We start from the raw sequence: 16,434 nt of genomic DNA, 5'->3' as shown, positions 1-16,434 counted from the left end.
GTTTGGTGTTGGTTTTGGTTTGTGTTTGGGGGTGTTGGGGGCGCGGGGGGGGGGGGGGCCGCCGCGCCCCCCCGCCCCCCCCCGCCGCCGCCCCGGCCGCCCCCCCCCCCCCCCCCCCCCCCCCCCCCCCCGCCGCTCTTTCGAGCACGGGCTGCAGTTCAGCTCCAGCCGTAGCGTTCCCGCAGGCGCGCGACCACGCGATCAAAACGACCCCGGTCCAGGGCACAGGCCTCGCGCCGCATCCCGGCTTGGTGCAGGCGCAGTACCCGGTCGAGGTCCACCCAGGACTCGCGGCCCGCGCCGTCCCAGCGGCCGGTGCCGATGGCGACCCACTCGTGGTCCCCGTCGTGTTCCTTACTGGAGAGCTGTACGGCGAGCAGGGTGCCGCTCGACTCGCGGGCCACCACGAGGACCGGCCGGTCCTTGCCCCGCCCGTCGTTCTCCTCGAAGGGAACCCAGGTCCAGACGATCTCCCCCGGGTCCGGATCGCCGTCGGGGTCGGGGGCGTAGGAGGTGCGCACCGGGCCGATCGCATGCGGGTCGGCTTCCGTCGTCGCGCTGGGGCCCGAGCTGCCGGGCAGGTCGGCCTGGCCGTTGGTCTGGTTGAGAGAGGTAGTCACCGGTGTCACGTTACGGCCTGCTGCATCGTTCAGCGGCGGCGGTCGGCCGCGGAGCCCGGTCGATTCCCGTTCTGCCGGCTCCGATCGACGCCGGTGCAGCCGCACGGGAGGCCGGTACGCCGGTCGCCGAAGCGGATCCGTGGGCAACCGGCGCACGCTTGGTCGGTCCGCGTCTTGTGTCAGGTCGTGCGGTCCGCCTCGAACTCCGGCTGCGGGCCGCTGCCACCAGCTGACGTCCAGGCGTCTTGCCGGGGGGCCGTCGGCCAGTGCTCGTACCAGCGCTGGTCCGCCTCCAGTTGCGCTGCCAGAGAGATCAGCAGAGGCTCGCTGTGGGCGGGGCCGAGCAGTTGGGCGCCGAGCGGAAGGCCCTTCGGCGACCACCCGGCCGGCACGTTCACCCCGGGCCAGCCCAGTACGTTCCAGGCCCAGGCGTAGGGGCAGGCGGCGATCATGGCACGGTCCGTCTGGAGGCCACTGAGCCCCGACAGGGAACCGATCGGTGGCGGGGGAGCGGCGGTGGTGGGGGTGAGGACCACGTCGAATCGATCGAATATCTCCCCGATCCGTCGCCGTAGTTGTCCCTCAGCGCGCCGAGCCAGCCGCAACGGGGCGCCGCCCAGTGCCCGGCCCATCCGTGCCGCCTCCTGGGTGCGCGGATCCAGGAGCGTTGGATCGGGAACCCGGGCCACCCAGTCGCGCACTCCGGTCGTCGCCCGCGGTACGAAGGACAGGCCGATCTGCCCGTAGCGCGGATCTGCGGGCAGCACTTCGTGCCCGAGTGCTTCCAACCGTTCCGCGAGCCCTTCCACGGCCGCTCGCACCTGAGGGTCCAGGGTCTTGACGGAGGCGGTGAACGGCATTCGCAGCGACAGGGCCACGCGTAGCCGGCGTGGTGTACGGCGGGCGGCGGCAGTTGCGTCGATGTGCCCCGGCCGGTATCTCTCCGCGTGGTGTTGACCGCTGGCCGCGTCGAGCAGCAGGGCGGCGTCCTCCACCGTGCGGGCCAGCACGCCGTTGACCGTGATCCCGTGGAAGGCCTCCGCCTCCGGCCAGGTGGAGATCCTCCCGCGTTGCGGTTTGATGCCCACCAGGTGGGTCCAGGCGGCGGGGATGCGGATCGAACCGGCCCCGTCTGATCCGAGGGCGGCGGGTATGAGACCCGCCGCCACGGCCGCCGCCGAACCGCCTGAGGAACCACCTGGGGAGTGGCCCAGGTGCCAGGGGTTGCGAGTGGCACCGAAGGCGGGACCCTCGGTGACGGGCCACTGCCCGAGTTCGGGCGTGTTGGTCTTGCCGACGATGACCGCCCCGGCGGCACGCAGCCGGCGTACGGCTTCACTGTCCGAGGTCTTGGGCGGGAAGTTCCCGGGGCAGCCGAAGGCGGTGGGCTCTCCGGCGAGATCCATGTCGTCCTTGATCGCCAACGGCACTCCGAGGAGCGGCAGGCGCTCGCCTGCCGCGAGTCTCCGGTCGGCCGCTTCGGCTTCGGCGAGTGCGGCCTCCGGTCGAAGGATGCGGAAGGCGTTGAGGTGTGGCTGGGCGGCTTCGACGCGCTCCAGGGCGGCCAGCGTTTCCTGGCGCGCGGAGGTCCGTCCCTCGGCCAACGCCCGGACGGTATCGACCAGTCCGGCGGATCGTCCTGCTGGTGGGTGCGGCACCAGACCTCCCCTTTCCCGGCCCGGGCAACCTCGCATTGTTACCCGCAGGTAGGAGAGGGTAGCCGAGGGCTCGGTCTCACGTTCGGATTTCGCGCGAAACGTCCGGCGGTCCGGCCCCGGCACCGCCCGTCGCGTGATGTTGCGGAGCTCAGCCAGACTCCTGCGTGCGATGTCTCGTGTCACTGACGCGCGTCAGTGATGAAGACCAAACGTTTCAGGCCATCCGCTGGATCTCCGTACGGACCGGTCTGGAAAGATGCCCACGCAATGTCACAGTCACCGAAGCCGCCGGCCGCCCCCTCAGCGCCGACCAGCGCGGACGTCGCCCGCCTGGCAGGCGTCTCCCGCGCCACCGTCTCCTACGTCCTCAACAACGCCGCGGCCGTAAGGATCAGCGAGCCCACCCGCCGCAAGGTCCGAGAGGCCGCCGAGGAACTGGGCTACGTCCCGCACGCCGCCGCCCGCTCCCTGAGAGCCGGCCACACCAAGATCGTGCTCCTGCCCACCTCGAACATCCCCGTCGGGCCCCTCTACAGCCGGTTCCTCAGCGAGCTCCAAGGAGCCCTGCGCCATCTGGACTACACGGTCGTCCAGTACGGCAGCATCGGACTCCGTGGCGACCAGGCGGCAAGGGCATGGGCCGAGCTGCGCCCCGTCGCGGTGATCTCCTTCGGCGAGATCACCCTGTCCGCACGGAACGTGGCCACCCTCAAGCGGGCCGGAGCCCGTGCGGTGATCACCGTGGGGCCGAGTCCGGTGCCCGGAGCGCACGCACTGGTCATGAACCAGCAGGAGGTCGGAGCCTGCGCCGGAAAACACCTGGCCGCGCGCGGCTGCCGACGCATCGGCGTCGTGATGCCCGGCGAGGCAGGCCTGGAGCTGTTCTCCGTCCCACGATTGGACGGAGTACGCCGCACAGCAGGACCCCTCGGCGCCGAGGTGCTGCCCCTCCCGCTCGACTACACCGAGGAGTCGGCCGCCGCCCTGGCCGCTCGCTGGCCGGACCTGCGGGTCGATGGAGTCTTCGCCTACAACGACGAATACGCCATGCTCCTCATGAGCGCACTCAAGGACGCCGGCGTCGAGGTCCCCGGCCATAGCGCCGTCGTCGGCGCGGACGACCTGGTCGTCGGCCGACTCCTGCGCCCCCGGCTGAGTACCGTACAGATCGGCCTGCCCTCCGGTGACCACCTCGCCGCCATGGTCGACCGGGTCGTGCGGGAGCAGCCCGAGACCCCCGAGTGCCACGACGTGATGACCACCCGACTGCTGCGACGCGAATCCAGCTGAGCCCGACCCGGCCCCGGCCGGGCGTTGACAGGCCGGGGTCGCCGACGGAGACTGCGGGCGCGCCGTACCCGGCGCGCGTCCGCGGCGGGGTACCGCCGCGACGGCCACGGATTCGCCCAGGAGAGACCCCGATGAGCATCCGCGACGTCTACATCGTCGACGCCGTCCGCACCCCGATCGGCAAATTCGCCGGGGCCTACGCAAACGTCCGTCCCGACGACCTGGCCGCGCATGTCGTGCGTGCCCTGGTCGACCGCACTCCCGACCTGGATCCCGCACGGATCGACGACGTCGTCTTCGGTGACGCCAACGGAGCGGGCGAGGACAATCGCGACGTCGCCCGGATGGCCGTCCTGCTCGCCGGGCTACCGACCAGCGTGCCCGGAGTCACCGTCAACCGGCTGTGTGGATCCGGCCTCGAAGCCGTCATCCAGGCCTCGCGGGCCATCGCCCTCGGGGACTGCAGTGTCGCCGTCGCCGGTGGCGTCGAATCCATGACCCGCGCCCCCTGGGTGCTGCCCAAACCCGAGCGGGGTTTCGCCCCGGGCCACCAGGAGCTGTACTCCACGACCCTCGGCTGGCGGATGACCAATGCCCGGATGTCACCGCAGTGGACCGTCTCACTTGGCGAGGGTGCCGAACTCGTGGCGGACCGGCACGGCATCACCCGGCAGGAACAGGACGCCTACGCGCTGGAGAGCCACCGCAAGGCGGCGAAGGCCTGGGCCGACGGGCTGTACACCCCGGAGGTACTGGCTTACCCCGGAGTCGAGATGGAGCGCGACGAAAGCATCCGGGAGGGATCCACCCCAGAGGCCATGGCCAAGCTGAAGCCGGTCTTCCGGCCGATGGGGGGTACCGTCACGGCGGGCAACTCCTCTCCGCTCAACGACGGCGCCGCCGCCCTCCTCCTCGTCGACGAGGAGGGGCTGCGCGCCACCGGTCGTGAACCGCTGGCCCGGATCCGGGCCAGCGCGGTGACCGGAATCGAGCCGCACCTGTTCGGCTTGGGCCCGGTGGAAGCGGTACGGCGCGCCCTGACCAAGGCCGGGCGGGACCTCGCGGACCTGACCACCTTCGAGCTCAACGAGGCCTTCGCCGCCCAGGCCTTGGGATGCCTGGCCGAGTGGCCGGAACTCGACCCCGAGGTGGTCAACCCGCGAGGCGGCGCCATCGCGCTGGGACATCCGTTGGGTGCTTCCGGAGCCCGGCTGGCAGGTGCCGTCGCCCACCAACTGGCCGCAGCAGGATCCGGCACCGGCCTCGCCGCCCTGTGTATCGGAGTCGGTCAGGGCATCGCCCTGGTACTGGAACGTTGACCTGGGTAGGAGCGCACAGGAATAGCCGTCCCGGCGGAGCCGTTCACAGCAGTGACCGCCCGCCGGAGAGGCGCCGGACAGTATGAGAGACGAAGGACGGCACACATGGCAACCATCGAGTTGACCAAGGAAAACTTCGACCAGATCGTTTCGGAGAACGGGTTCGTCCTGATCGACTTCTGGGCGCAGTGGTGCGGTCCGTGCCGAGGTTTCGCGCCCGTCTACGAACGTGCCTCCGAACAGAACCCGGACCTCGTCTTCGGCAAGGTCGACACCGAGGCCCAGCAGGAACTGGCCGCGGCCTTCCAGATCCAGTCCATTCCGACGCTGATGATCGTCCGGGACCAGGTGGCCGTCTTCGCCCAACCCGGCGCCCTTCCCGAGCCGATGCTGACCGAACTCATCGGCAAGGCCAGGGAGCTCGATATGGACGAGGTGCGCGCGAAGATCGCGGAGGCCGGCGCGGACGGGGGCTCCGGCGCAGACGCCTGACACGTAGCCGATCACGGCCGGTTCGCTCTGGCTCGGCGCGCCCTGTTCGCGTGAGACTGTGCGCATGACCGAACCCATGGAGTACGACGTCGTGGTGGTGGGCGGCGGACCGGCCGGAGAGAACGTCGTCGACCGCGCCCGTGCCGCTGGCCTGAGCTGCGCCCTGGTCGAGAGCGAACTGGTGGGTGGGGAGTGCTCGTACTGGGCCTGTGTCCCCAGCAAGGCCCTGCTGCGCCCCGCGTTGGCCCGCGCCGAGGCCCTGGCGGTGCCGGGTCTGCGGGCTTGCGTACCGCCGAGACCGGATGTCGAGGCGGTCTTCGCACACCGCGACTACTGGGTGTCCCACTGGAAGGACGAGGGGCAGCTCGGCTGGCTGGACGACATCGGCGCCCATCTCTACCGGGGGCACGGCAGGCTGTACGGGATCGGGAAGGTGACGGTCACCAGCCCGGAGGGGGAGCACCATGTGCTCTCCGCCCGACACGCGGTGGTGCTCGCCACCGGCAGCCGAGCGGTGATCCCGCAACTGCCCGGAATCGCCTCGGCGCATCCTTGGACCAGCCGGGAGGCGACCAGTTCACGGCGGGTACCGGACCGGTTGGTGATCGTCGGCGGTGGAGTGGTGGGGGTGGAGATGGCCACCGCCTGGCAGGCGCTCGGCTCGGCCGTCACCCTCTTGGTGCGGGGAGAGAGAGTGCTTCCCCGGATGGAGGACTTCGCCGGCGAGCTGGTGTTGGAAGCTCTGCGGGCCGCCGGGGCGGAGGTACGCACTGCAGTGGCAGTAGAGGCCGTCGTGCGTGATGGTGCTATGTCACCGGTGACAGTAGTCCTTGAAGGGGGCGAATCTATCGAAGCCGATGAGCTGCTGTTCGCCACCGGGCGGGCTCCGCGCACCGCGGACGTCGGCCTGGAGACGATCGGGCTGGAACCGGGCGGCTGGCTCGACGTCGACGACAGCTGCCAGGTGCTGGGCCACGACTGGCTCTACGCCGTGGGCGATGTCAACCACCGCGCACTGCTCACCCATCAGGGCAAGTACCAGGCCAGGATCGCCGGTGCGGCCATCGCCGCCCGAGCTGCCGGCTCCCCGGCAACGCCACAGCGATGGGGGCCCCATGCGGCGACCGCGGACACCGACGCGCTCCCGCAGGTGGTCTTCACCGACCCCGAGGTGGCGGCCGTCGGACCCACCCTGACCGAGGCGCGACGCGCGGGGCACCGGGTGCGTGCCGTGGACTACGACCTGGGGAAGGTCTCGGGCGCCGGTCTGTATGCCGACGGGTACCGCGGCCGGGCCCGGATGGTCGTCGACCTCGACCGAGAGGTCCTGCTGGGTGCCACGTTCGTAGGACCGGGCGTGAGTGAACTCCTCCACTCCGCCACCATCGCGGTCTCCGCCGAGGTCCCCCTCTCGCGACTGTGGCACGCGGTACCCGCCTTCCCCACCATCAGCGAGGTCTGGCTGCGACTCCTGGAGTCCTTCCGGGACGAATCCGCCCCGCACTGCCCGTAGCAGGCGTAGGAGGGACGGTGAGGCGCCGGCGGCGAGGCCCGCCGCCGGCCAGCCCACGAGCGGCGACGGAACCCTTGGGGATCTCCGGAGCCCCTGGCGCGCGGTGGTCCACCGCGGACGAAAGAAGCGCGTTCAGCTGCGCTTGGCCGCCCGTAGCACGACGAACTTCGAGTCGCCGGCGATCAGTTCACAGTTCCCGAAGAGCCGTCGCAGCTTGAGGTGATAGCCCAGGTGACGGTTGCCGATGATCCACAGCTCACCGCCAGGCCGCAGGGCGCGTCGAGCATCGCTGAACATCCGCCAGGCCGTGGTGTCCGTGGTCGCCTGATGCGAGTGGAACGGGGGATTGTTCACCACCAGGTCCACCGAGCCGGGTGCCACCGTCGCCAGGGCGTCCCCCACCAGGAACTCGACCCTGCGCCCGGGCGTCACGTTTGCCTCGTAGGTCGCCTTGGCTGAGGCCACCGCCTGGTACGACTCATCGGTGAACAGCAGCTCGGCCTCGGGGTTGGCGAGGGCGAGTGCGGTCCCCACCACGCCGTTGCCGCAGCCGAGGTCCACCACGCGCTCGTCGCCCCGACTGCGCGGGAGGTGGGCGAGGAGGAAGCGGGTGCCGATGTCCAACCGGTCCGCACAGAAGACGCCGGCATGCTGGGTGACGGTGACCCCGGCTGCGGCCGTGGCGTCCTCGCCCAGGGTGTACGTCCCGGGCCAGCGATTGCTCTGCCGGTGCACGTCACCTTGGGGACCTGCGGAGGGGGTGGGTGTACTGAAGACCAGTCGAGCCTTCTTGGCGGCCAAAGAGGTCCGCGTCGGCCCGAGGATGTCGGTGAAGAGCGTGAGCGTGGAGGTGTGGATCTCCTTGACCATCCCGGTGCCGATGATGACCGACCCTTCGTGGAGGGACGGCGCCAGCCGGTGTAGCTGGTCCTCCAGGAGGGCCAGGCTCTTGGGGACCCGAACGAGCAGGAGGTCGATCCGCGCCGGCGGCTCGTCCTGGGTACTGAGCAGTCGCGCCGCATCAGCAGGGTTGCCCGAACGCGCCAGGTTGGACCAGGTCGCCTGCTGGGTCAGGTAGGAGTCCGTGATCTGGGTGAGCTGCCCGGAGGTGGCGGAGGCCGTGCGGGCAGATGCAAGGGCCGTGACCAAAGCACCCCACCTGTCACCGAACACGGTGACGTGGCCCGTTGTGTCCACAGGTTGGACGGGTTCCCCCTCCGGGCCGGGATCGCCGGCCAGGCGCCGCAGCAGGTACTCGTCGGCGGCATCCCAGGCGCGCAGTCGATCTCGCGGGTCTTCTGGGAAGCGGGTCAGGCCGAATTCGCCCCAAGGCGTCGTGAAACGGTTCAGTGTGCTGCCAGTCATCGTGCAGTCAGGCTAGCCGAGCCGGGCCCGGACCCCGGCATGAGGCGCCCGTCGCGACGTCTCATGCCGGGTCCGGCCCCGGCTCGGCCATGGTCAGTGGGTCTGCGGCGCTTAAGCCTCCCCTTCGCCTCCGGGCACTGTCACCGTCGGACCCTCGCGGAAGGTACCCGTCATCGCGCCGGCGATCCGCAGGTGCGCAGCGGCCTCCGCCGCCCGGCCCTGGCGTTCCAGGGTGCGCCCCAGCATCAGCCGCGCGTAGTCCTCCACCGGCCAGCGCTCCAGGATGTCGCGGAGTTCGCGCTCGGCCCGACTCAACTGGGCCGAGTGGTAGTAGGCGCGCGCCAGCAGCAGGCGGGGGGCGAGCTGCTCGGGTGTTTCCGGGGCGAGGTTCGACAGGACACGGGCAGCCGCGGCGTACTCTCGCGCGTCGAAGAACAACTGGGCCCGCGCCCAGCGCTCGGCTGCCGTCCCGTGCTCGTAGTACGACGTCTGCCCGGTCATGGTGTGGTGTGCTCCCTCATATATGAAGTTGCAATGTCACCCCTGTAACACACCTAAGATGTTTAACATTCCACATCGCCGCGATGCGGCAGCCCCAGGGCACCGTCACGCGCCGGGGCTCGGGATCCGAGCTACTTGGCGGGCAGCGTGCCGGTGAAGTCCAGTGCCGCCGTGATCCAGTGGTCGAGAACGGGATCCTCGGCGAGCGGAGCCCCGCCGATCGTCAGCCACCCCCGCATGGGGTGCCCGGTGAAGTCCATCGGGCGGGCCTCCGGGCGGGCCAGCAGCTCTTCAGCGTGTTCGGGACCCACCCGCACGATGAGCTCTCCCTTGATCACGCCGACGGCCATATGGCCGTCGACGAGGAAGGAGAGCCCTCCGAACATCTGTTTCTCATCGAACTCCGCAACGCCCTCCAGCGCGGCGAGACGTGCCCTGATCCGCCGTGCCAGCCCTTCGTCGTAGGTCATGCCTCCACCTTCGCGCAGGATGCGCGGCGGCGCGGCTCGGACGGGAGTAGTGCGGCGTGCCCCGGGCCCTCCTTCAAGCGATCTCCGGTCGCGGACCGCGGCCGGGTGCGGTGTCACCACCCACCTGCCGGTCGAGCCGCCGGTACGGTGACGGTCCCCCTCCAGCGCCGGAGTGTGGGCGGCCCCCGGCCCCAACTGCGTGTTCTCAGGTGACCTCTCCCAGGAGACCCCGCCCGTCCGGCCCACCGATGAGGGCGGCGCTGTGCGGAGAGCGGGACTTGGCGCGGATGGCGGTCCGAGCCTGCTGCCCGGGCGGGTAGAGCAGGTCGTGCTGGTGCTGGGCTTCGCTCTCGGCGTCCGGACGCCGCACCAGAGTGAACCTCGGATCGCCGCTCTCGGTGAGCACGGTGACAAGGCGGAGATCCTCACACAAGCGGGCAGAGGTGAGTGAGCGCAACTGATCCCCACCCTCGTGCGGCACCACCAGGTACGTCCCGCCGTGGGTGTCCACCGGGGTCGTGCGCAGATCCTGACCGCGAAGGGCCTGCGTGGCTCGGCGGCGCTCGCCGGTGTCGTGGAAGCGCCAGACATCCCCGGATCCGTGCACGATCACGGCCGGGGCGGTGGGGCCGTCCGGGTCCACGAGGGTCCCTGTCCCCGTGTCGTTCTCCCAGGGGAAGGGCAGGCAGCGCAGCCGCACACCGGTGCGCTCCGCCCAGTCGATGGCGCTGTCGTGCACGACCTTCGCGCCGTACCAGGACATGAGACGCAACCCCTGGTAACCGATCCGGTCCAAGACCTGGGCGTTCGGCACCACATACGGGTCCGCCGTGCAGACGCCGGGCACGTCGGAGTAGATCTCGCAGTGGTCGACGCCCAGTGCGCCGGCGAGGGCGACCACCGAGAGGTCGGAGCTGTTCCGGCCGAGCATGACGGTCCGTCCGCCCGCTTCGGCGGCCTGCCCTCCGGGTACGACCACGGCTTGGCAACCGTCATCGTGTAACGCTGCGCGCAGCGGCGCCGGTTCGGCTCGACGCAGTCGTGCACGATCGGACACTCGGTCGGCGACGAGCCCGATATCCGGGGCCGAGAGTGGTCGAACGAAGACCCCTCGGGAGGCCAACGCCGTTGCCAGGAGCGCCACACTCACTGTCTCTCCGGTGGTCAGCAGCATGGCGGACGCGTCCGCGGGCGGCTCGTCGGACAGGGCGTCGAGGAACTGGCGCAGTCGGGTGGTGGTCCCGGACATCGCGCTGACCACGATGACCAGGGGGCGCCCCTCCCGGGTGAGGCGTTCGACGGCGTAGCGGGCCACTCGGGCGTAGCCGTCCAGTTCGACGAAGGCAGAACCCCCGAACTTCATCAGTACCGGGAGCCGGCCGGTCATCGTAACCACCCCTGGTGCTGGGCGAGTTCGACGATCTGTAGGGCGTTCAGGGCGGCGCCTACCCATAGGTTGTCGGCTACCACCCACAGCGCCACCGATCTCCGGTCCTGCGGATCGACCCGGATGCGGCCGATGTGGACCAGAGCGCGGTCCTCGGGTCGGGCGAAGACCGAGCGGGGCATGGGGTAGGAGGGGCTTTGCGAACGGAGGTAGGTCCGCAGGCCCGGTGCGGCGGCCAATGCCTCTTCCACCCCGCCTGTGGTGACCGATTCGCGTAGCTTGACGTGCACCGCTTCGCAGTGGCAGTGGAAGACCGGGACCCGCACGGCGGTGGCGCTGATCGACAGCTGCGGCAGACCGAGTATCTTGCGTGGCTCGCGGACGAGTTTACGCTCTTCGTGACTGAGCCCGCTCTCGTCCTGCAGGCCGATCTCGGGTATCAGGTTGAAGGGCAGCGGCTGCCCGAACCGACCACCGTCGGGCTGTGGTTGTGCCTCCGGCTCGGCCAACGCGCGCGCGGATCCGTCGGCGAGTTCGGCGAGCCCGCGCAGGCCGCCACCTGAAGCTGCCTGGTACGTCGCCACCACCACGCTCTCCAGGCCTGCCAGTTCGTGCAGGGGATGGAGCGCACGCACCAGTTGGATCGTCGAGCAGTTCGGGTTGGATACCAGATTGCTCTTCGGCCGCTGTGCGAGGGCTTCGGGATTCACCTGGGGGACCACGAGCGGGACGTCTGGCCGCATGCGGAAGGCGGAGCTGTTGTCGACGACCAGCACTCCGGCCGCCGCCAGCCGTTCGCCTTCACGCTGGCTCACCTCGGCGCCGGCGCACAGGACGGCGACGTCCACGGCCCCGGGGTCCAGGTCCTCGACGGCGACGAGTGGGGCCATGGGGACCGACAGTCCCCATTCGGCCCCCAGGTCGCGTCCGAGGCTACGCCGCGATGCCACCGGCACCACTCGCTCCACCGGTACGATCTTGTGGTCGAGCAGCGTGAGGCACTCCCTGCCGACGGCTCCGGTGGCACCGATGACCGCGATGCGTAACATGCATGTCCTTTCCGTGGGTGAGCCGGTGCGCAACGGGTGCCGTCCCCTCAGATCCGGGACGGCCCCCTGAACGCCCTCCGGTACGCGTTGGGTGTCGTGTTCAGTGAACGCACGAACTGGTGGCGCAGGGCTGCGGCGCTGGCGAAGCCGGTACGGACCGCCACGGTTTCCACGGTCTCGTCCGTGTTCTCCAACAGTCGCTGGGCGCTCAGCACGCGCTGTCCCAGCAGCCACCGGTAGGGGGTGGTGCCGGTCTCCATGCGGAAGCGGCGGGCGAAGGTGCGCGGCGACATGCATGCCCTGGCCGAAAGTAACTCCACTGTCAGCTCACGGTCGAGATTGAGCTCCATCCAGGCGAGCACGTCACGGACCCCGTCCTCGCGGTACTCCGCCACGGGCCGCTCGATGTACTGCGACTGGTCTCCGTCCCGGTGCGGCGGGACCACCATGCGGCGTGCGATGGCGTTGGTCACTTCGCTGCCCTGTAGTTTGCGCACCAGGTGGAGACAGGCGTCGATGCCGGCCGAGGTACCGGCCGAGGTGAAGATCGGGTCCTCGTCCACGTACAGCACGCTCGGTTCCACACAGGCTTTCGGGTAGCGCTCGGCGAGCGCCTGTGCGTACCGCCAGTGGGTGGTGCACCGGCGGCCGTCCAGCAGGCCCGCTGCGCCGAGGACGAAGGCGCCGACGCAGACGCTGAGCACCCGTGCGCCGCGGGCCACGGCCTGCCGCAGGGCCTCAAGGAGCGCGGGGGGAAACTCCCTGGTGTGAAAGTCGTCTCCCACCGGAATGGCGATGAGGTCGGCTTCTTCCAGGCGGTCGAGCCCGTAGGGCGTGCTGATGGTGAACCCCGGGACGGCTCGTACCGATGAGAACTCGGCCGCGACAAGTGCGAAATCGTAGGCGGGGAGCCCTTCGGACCGGCGGTCGATACCGAACACTTCGCAAACGACGCCGAGTTCGAAGGGGTGGACGTTGTCGAGCAGCACAGCGGCTACGTTCTTCAGCATGGGGCTCAATATGGCAGGGATTCGTTGTGCAACGACAGTCCATCCACTGTCCATCGGCCATGAACTCCCACACACTAAAGACATGCGTCATACAGGAGATCCCGGAGGGTCTGACCGCTCGTCCCACGGTTCTTCTGGGGCACTGCTGAAGGGCCGGACGATGCCCGGGCTTTCGCCTATCGTGACGACCCCACCGCGGATGCCGAACACTACGGCCTGAGTGCGATCGGAGGCTCCTATTTTTGAGAATAGTGCGGATAGGTGATTCTTGACGGTCTTCTCGGATATGCGTAGGAAGTTGGCCACCTGACGGTTCGACTTGCCTTGGGCGACCAGTACGAGTACCTCGCGCTCGCGTGGCGTGAGGAGGGCGAGCGCCTGCCGGTGGGCCGCGTCGAGCGGCCGGGAGGATGACGATCCCGAGGTGGGAGTCCGGTCGACGCCGCCGTGGTTGTATCGGGAGCGCGTGGGGACGGCCGGATCGACCAGCAGGCCCTCTATCATCCGCTCTTGGGCGTCGAGGGCGTTTTGGACCGCACTGAGTGCCACGTTGATGCGCTGGACGTTCTCCGCGAAGGCCGCAACTGGTTGCGCGGGCTGGCCGCAGGACTGACAGAAACTCCGGCCGCTGGAATCGGTGACCGGCCTCGATTCGACATGCTTCATGGGGTCATTTCCCCCTCGATAAATGGCGAGTTCCCGTATGGAGCGCGACCGTTTTGCACCGTGTGTATTCACGTAGCGCCTCGAAGCCCTTTTCCACACCTATGCCGGAGCTCCGGTAGCCTCCGAACGGCAGTTCCACCCCGCCGGCCGCGCTGTAGTTGTTGATGAAGACCTGTCCCACGCGTAGCCGCCGGGCTAGCCAGTGGGCAGTGCTCACGTCAGAGGTCCACACCCCGGCACTGAGGCCGTAGCTGGTGTGCTCCGCGAGTTCTACCGCATCTTCCAGGGAGGCGAAGGTCGATACGCACAGGACCGGGCCGAAAATCTCCTCGTTGAACACGCGGTGCGCCGGCGTAACCTGATCGAGGATCGTGGGCTCCACGTAGAAGCCGGTCTCGAACTCGTCCCCCTTGGGGAGGCCGCCCCCCGTGACCAGAACGCATTCGCGCCGTGCCTGATCGAGGTACTCCAGCACCCGCGCACGCTGTTTGGCGGAGATGAGGGGGCCCAGATCGGGGTCGGTGCTCCCGGGGCCGATCCGTAACCTGGCGAAATGAGAGGCCAGTTCGGTCACCAGTTCCTGGTGCACCGACTCGTGGACCAGCAGCCGACTCCCCGCCGAGCAGTTCTGGCCGGCGTGTTCCGTGATGGAGCCGACGATCAGTGGTACCGCCCGCTCGGCGTCGAAGTCTGGCAGTACGATATGTGGTGACTTGCCGCCGAGCTCCAAGGTGACGGTCACGATGTTCCGTGCCGCCGCGGTCATGACGGCCTCACCGACCTCCCTGGACCCGGTGAAGGCCAGGTGGTCGACGTCCGGGTGGGAGGTGAGGGCTGCACCGGCCTCCTCCCCATAGCCCGGAACCACGTTCAACACTCCGGCAGGAAGTCCCGCGGCCAAGGCGATCTCACCCAGCGCCAATGAGGTCAACGGTGCGTCCTCGGCGGGCTTGAGCACGCAGCAGTTCCCAGCCGCCAGTGCCGGGGCCAGGGTTCTGGCCGCCACCTGGAGGGGGTAGTTCCACGGAATGATGTGCCCGCACACGCCGTAGGGTTCACGGATGGTGAAGGCCAGTAGGTCCCGCTCGGGGAGAAAGGATTCGCCGCTCAGCGCCTCCACGGCGCCCGCATAGAACTCGAAGTAGCGTGCGGCGACGTCGACATCCGTGAACGACTGACTGATCGGCTTGCCTGTGTCACGGGTTTCCAGCGCTGCGAGTCTGGCTCGTTCGGCACCTATGCCCCGCGCAATGTCGCGGCAGATGCGGGCCCGTTCGGCGGGGGTGGTGAAGCGCCAGCTCTTCTCGTACGCGGACCGTGCCGCGCTCACCGCTTCCTCGACGTGAGCCGGACCGCAGCGTGCGACCCTGGCGAAGACGGCGGCGGTAGCGGGGTCGAGCACGTCGATCCACTGTTTCGTAGGGACTCTCTTCCCGTCGATGAGGGCCATCTCCAACGGCATCCTCGGTGATCCCGATGGTTTCCGTGCGCCTGATGTGTCCGGTGCATCGGATTCGCTCATGAGGACGTCAGCCTCCTTGATGCCTGACCTGTTGAGCCAGAGCTAAGTACTCAGCCAATCTCAATGCGCGTTGCTCAACCAGTCATGGAATCGGTCAGAATCCGCTTCAAGTCCTCGGGTGTGACGTTCCTGGGACAACACACCAGGAGGCGCTGCTGTTTGAGCGCTCCATCGACAAGCGCCGGGAGGTCCTTGCGGGAGTACCCGAAGTGAGCCAGGCCGGCCGGACCCGCGGTGTCCTTGACGATGCTCATCAAGGTGGCTGGCAGCACGTCAGCGCCCCCCGCCGTGCTGACGCCGTTGAGGTTGGCGCCGAGCAACTCGGCTGCCCGTAAGTGCCGTTCAGGGAAAGTGGGGTAGGTGAACTCGAAGGCGGCGGCAGCTGTGGCGATGACTGCGGAGCCGTGCGGCACCATCGCGTGGCCTGCAGGGTACCCCTCCGGACGGTAGTCACGGACCAGCCCGGCGATCGGGTACGCGCAGGCGTGCGGGATGTGGGTACCGGCATTGCCGAAGCCCATCCCGGCGAAGCAGGCCGCCTGGCTCATCGCCGTTCGGGCCTCCACGTCATACGGGTTCAGCACGGCTCTCGTGAGGTAGCGACCGACCAGTCGCAGCGCCTGTTCCGCCCAGATGTCACTGATCGGGTTCGCTCCCACGTACAGGGGGCGGTCCGCCGGGGAGGAGTACGCGGGGCGGCGGTCGTAGGGGCGGGCCGTGTACGACTCACAGGCATGGGTCAACACGTCGTAGCCGGAGGAGGCGGTCACGGCCGGGGGAAGGGTGAAGGTGTTCGCGGGATCGACGACGGCCAACGACGGGCGCAGCCGAATGTCGCTGATGCCCGTCTTCACTCGTAGGTCGGTTACGCCGAGTGCCACCATGGCCGTGCATTCACTGCCGCTGCCCGCGGTGGTCGGCACCGCGACCAGGGGCTTCAACGGGCCCGGTATGGGGGCGCCGGCGCCCACGGGTGCGTTGAAGTAGTCCCGTACCCCCCGACCGGGATGACTGAGCAACAGGTTCAGCGTCTTCGCCGTGTCGATGGAACTGCCCCCGCCCAGAGCGATGTAGCCATCCACTTCGAGGCGGGCCAGCTCCCGCGCGGCCTCTTCACAGCTCTGGTCGGTTGGTTCGACCGCGGACCTGTCGTAGACCGAGACCGATATCCCTTCCTGCTCAACCGACTTGGCCACCTGTGTGGGAAGCCCGAGAGCGGCGAGTGTCGGATCGGTGACCAGCAGGACCGAGCGGATGCCGGCCCGGGTCAGCTCGTATCCGATCTCCCGGGTGGCTCCGATACCGAACTTCAGCGGTGGCGCCTGCCAGCCGATGATCTTCTCGTGGTCAGGCATGTCGACGCCCGCTGACGCAACCGGCTCCACCGTTTGCCCTCGCTCTCGCAGGTGAACTTGGTGATCGACCAAGAACCACAGTTTCGATTAAGGTGCACCTTTTCGGTTGAAAGCCGCGCAGTTACTCTTCTGGTCGTTTCGTTACCGCTTGCGGCTGACTGGAGATCCACTGTAGTTCAGGATGCTTCGTCCCCGACATAGGACTGTGGTCCTATGC

15 protein-coding genes are annotated in these 16,434 nt (G+C 69.0%); 4 read left to right on the top strand and 11 right to left on the bottom strand.

Annotated elements, in window-relative coordinates; all coding sequences use genetic code 11:
- Positions 1 to 158 precede the first annotated feature (158 nt).
- On the bottom strand, positions 159 to 620 hold the full coding sequence (locus ACFYMC_RS09615; protein ID WP_388521383.1) for a type II toxin-antitoxin system PemK/MazF family toxin: 462 nt from the start codon (positions 618 to 620) through the stop codon (positions 159 to 161).
- A gap of 179 nt (positions 621 to 799) precedes the next feature.
- On the bottom strand, positions 800 to 2,314 hold the full coding sequence (locus ACFYMC_RS09610) for an amidase (protein WP_388521380.1): 1,515 nt from the start codon (positions 2,312 to 2,314) through the stop codon (positions 800 to 802).
- Between the two features lie 231 nt (positions 2,315 to 2,545).
- On the opposite strand from ACFYMC_RS09610, the gene ACFYMC_RS09605 reads away from it, so the two are divergent.
- From ACFYMC_RS09605 to ACFYMC_RS09590, 4 genes are all read left to right on the top strand, one after another.
- The gene (locus ACFYMC_RS09605) at positions 2,546 to 3,568 is read left to right on the top strand and encodes a LacI family DNA-binding transcriptional regulator (protein ID WP_388521377.1); all 1,023 of its coding nucleotides are present in this window, start codon (positions 2,546 to 2,548) and stop codon (positions 3,566 to 3,568) included.
- A 131-nt stretch (positions 3,569 to 3,699) separates the two neighbouring features.
- Positions 3,700 to 4,887, top strand: coding sequence for a thiolase family protein (locus tag ACFYMC_RS09600; protein WP_388521374.1), 1,188 nt, complete (start codon positions 3,700 to 3,702; stop codon positions 4,885 to 4,887).
- A 51-nt stretch (positions 4,888 to 4,938) separates the two neighbouring features.
- Positions 4,939 to 5,379, top strand: a complete 441-nt coding sequence (gene trxA / locus ACFYMC_RS09595) for a thioredoxin (RefSeq protein WP_388521372.1) — start codon at positions 4,939 to 4,941, stop codon at positions 5,377 to 5,379.
- A 64-nt stretch (positions 5,380 to 5,443) separates the two neighbouring features.
- Positions 5,444 to 6,892, top strand: coding sequence for a dihydrolipoyl dehydrogenase family protein (locus ACFYMC_RS09590; RefSeq protein ID WP_388521370.1), 1,449 nt, complete (start codon positions 5,444 to 5,446; stop codon positions 6,890 to 6,892).
- A gap of 132 nt (positions 6,893 to 7,024) precedes the next feature.
- On the opposite strand, the gene ACFYMC_RS09585 is transcribed toward ACFYMC_RS09590, so the two are convergent.
- From ACFYMC_RS09585 to ACFYMC_RS09545, 9 genes are all read right to left on the bottom strand, one after another.
- Positions 7,025 to 8,257, bottom strand: coding sequence for a methyltransferase (locus ACFYMC_RS09585; protein ID WP_388521367.1), 1,233 nt, complete (start codon positions 8,255 to 8,257; stop codon positions 7,025 to 7,027).
- A 111-nt stretch (positions 8,258 to 8,368) separates the two neighbouring features.
- A complete protein-coding gene (locus tag ACFYMC_RS09580) occupies positions 8,369 to 8,758 on the bottom strand; it encodes a tetratricopeptide repeat protein (RefSeq protein WP_388521364.1) in 390 nt (129 codons plus the stop codon).
- Between the two features lie 131 nt (positions 8,759 to 8,889).
- On the bottom strand, positions 8,890 to 9,228 hold the full coding sequence (locus tag ACFYMC_RS09575) for a TfoX/Sxy family protein (protein WP_388521361.1): 339 nt from the start codon (positions 9,226 to 9,228) through the stop codon (positions 8,890 to 8,892).
- Between the two features lie 205 nt (positions 9,229 to 9,433).
- Positions 9,434 to 10,615: a hypothetical protein gene (locus ACFYMC_RS09570; protein ID WP_388521358.1), complete on the bottom strand. Its 1,182-nt coding sequence runs from the start codon at positions 10,613 to 10,615 to the stop codon at positions 9,434 to 9,436.
- On the bottom strand, positions 10,612 to 11,664 hold the full coding sequence (locus ACFYMC_RS09565; protein ID WP_388521355.1) for an aspartate-semialdehyde dehydrogenase: 1,053 nt from the start codon (positions 11,662 to 11,664) through the stop codon (positions 10,612 to 10,614). Before ACFYMC_RS09565 ends, ACFYMC_RS09570 begins: the two co-directional genes overlap by 4 nt.
- A gap of 47 nt (positions 11,665 to 11,711) precedes the next feature.
- A complete protein-coding gene (locus ACFYMC_RS09560) occupies positions 11,712 to 12,674 on the bottom strand; it encodes a GlxA family transcriptional regulator (RefSeq protein ID WP_388521352.1) in 963 nt (320 codons plus the stop codon).
- An 87-nt stretch (positions 12,675 to 12,761) separates the two neighbouring features.
- On the bottom strand, positions 12,762 to 13,340 hold the full coding sequence (locus ACFYMC_RS09555) for a response regulator transcription factor (protein ID WP_388521349.1): 579 nt from the start codon (positions 13,338 to 13,340) through the stop codon (positions 12,762 to 12,764).
- A gap of 4 nt (positions 13,341 to 13,344) precedes the next feature.
- On the bottom strand, positions 13,345 to 14,802 hold the full coding sequence (locus ACFYMC_RS09550; protein ID WP_388521346.1) for an aldehyde dehydrogenase family protein: 1,458 nt from the start codon (positions 14,800 to 14,802) through the stop codon (positions 13,345 to 13,347).
- 134 nt (positions 14,803 to 14,936) lie between these two features.
- Positions 14,937 to 16,217: a hydroxyacid-oxoacid transhydrogenase gene (locus ACFYMC_RS09545; RefSeq protein ID WP_388521343.1), complete on the bottom strand. Its 1,281-nt coding sequence runs from the start codon at positions 16,215 to 16,217 to the stop codon at positions 14,937 to 14,939.
- Positions 16,218 to 16,434: the final 217 nt, after the last annotated feature.

The organism is Streptomyces sp. NPDC006879, assembly GCF_042869595.1.
Classification (GTDB): Bacteria; Actinomycetota; Actinomycetes; order Streptomycetales; family Streptomycetaceae; genus Streptomyces.
The sequence above is the reverse complement of the archived record's forward strand: the minus strand, read 5'-3'. Positions and strand labels throughout refer to the sequence as shown.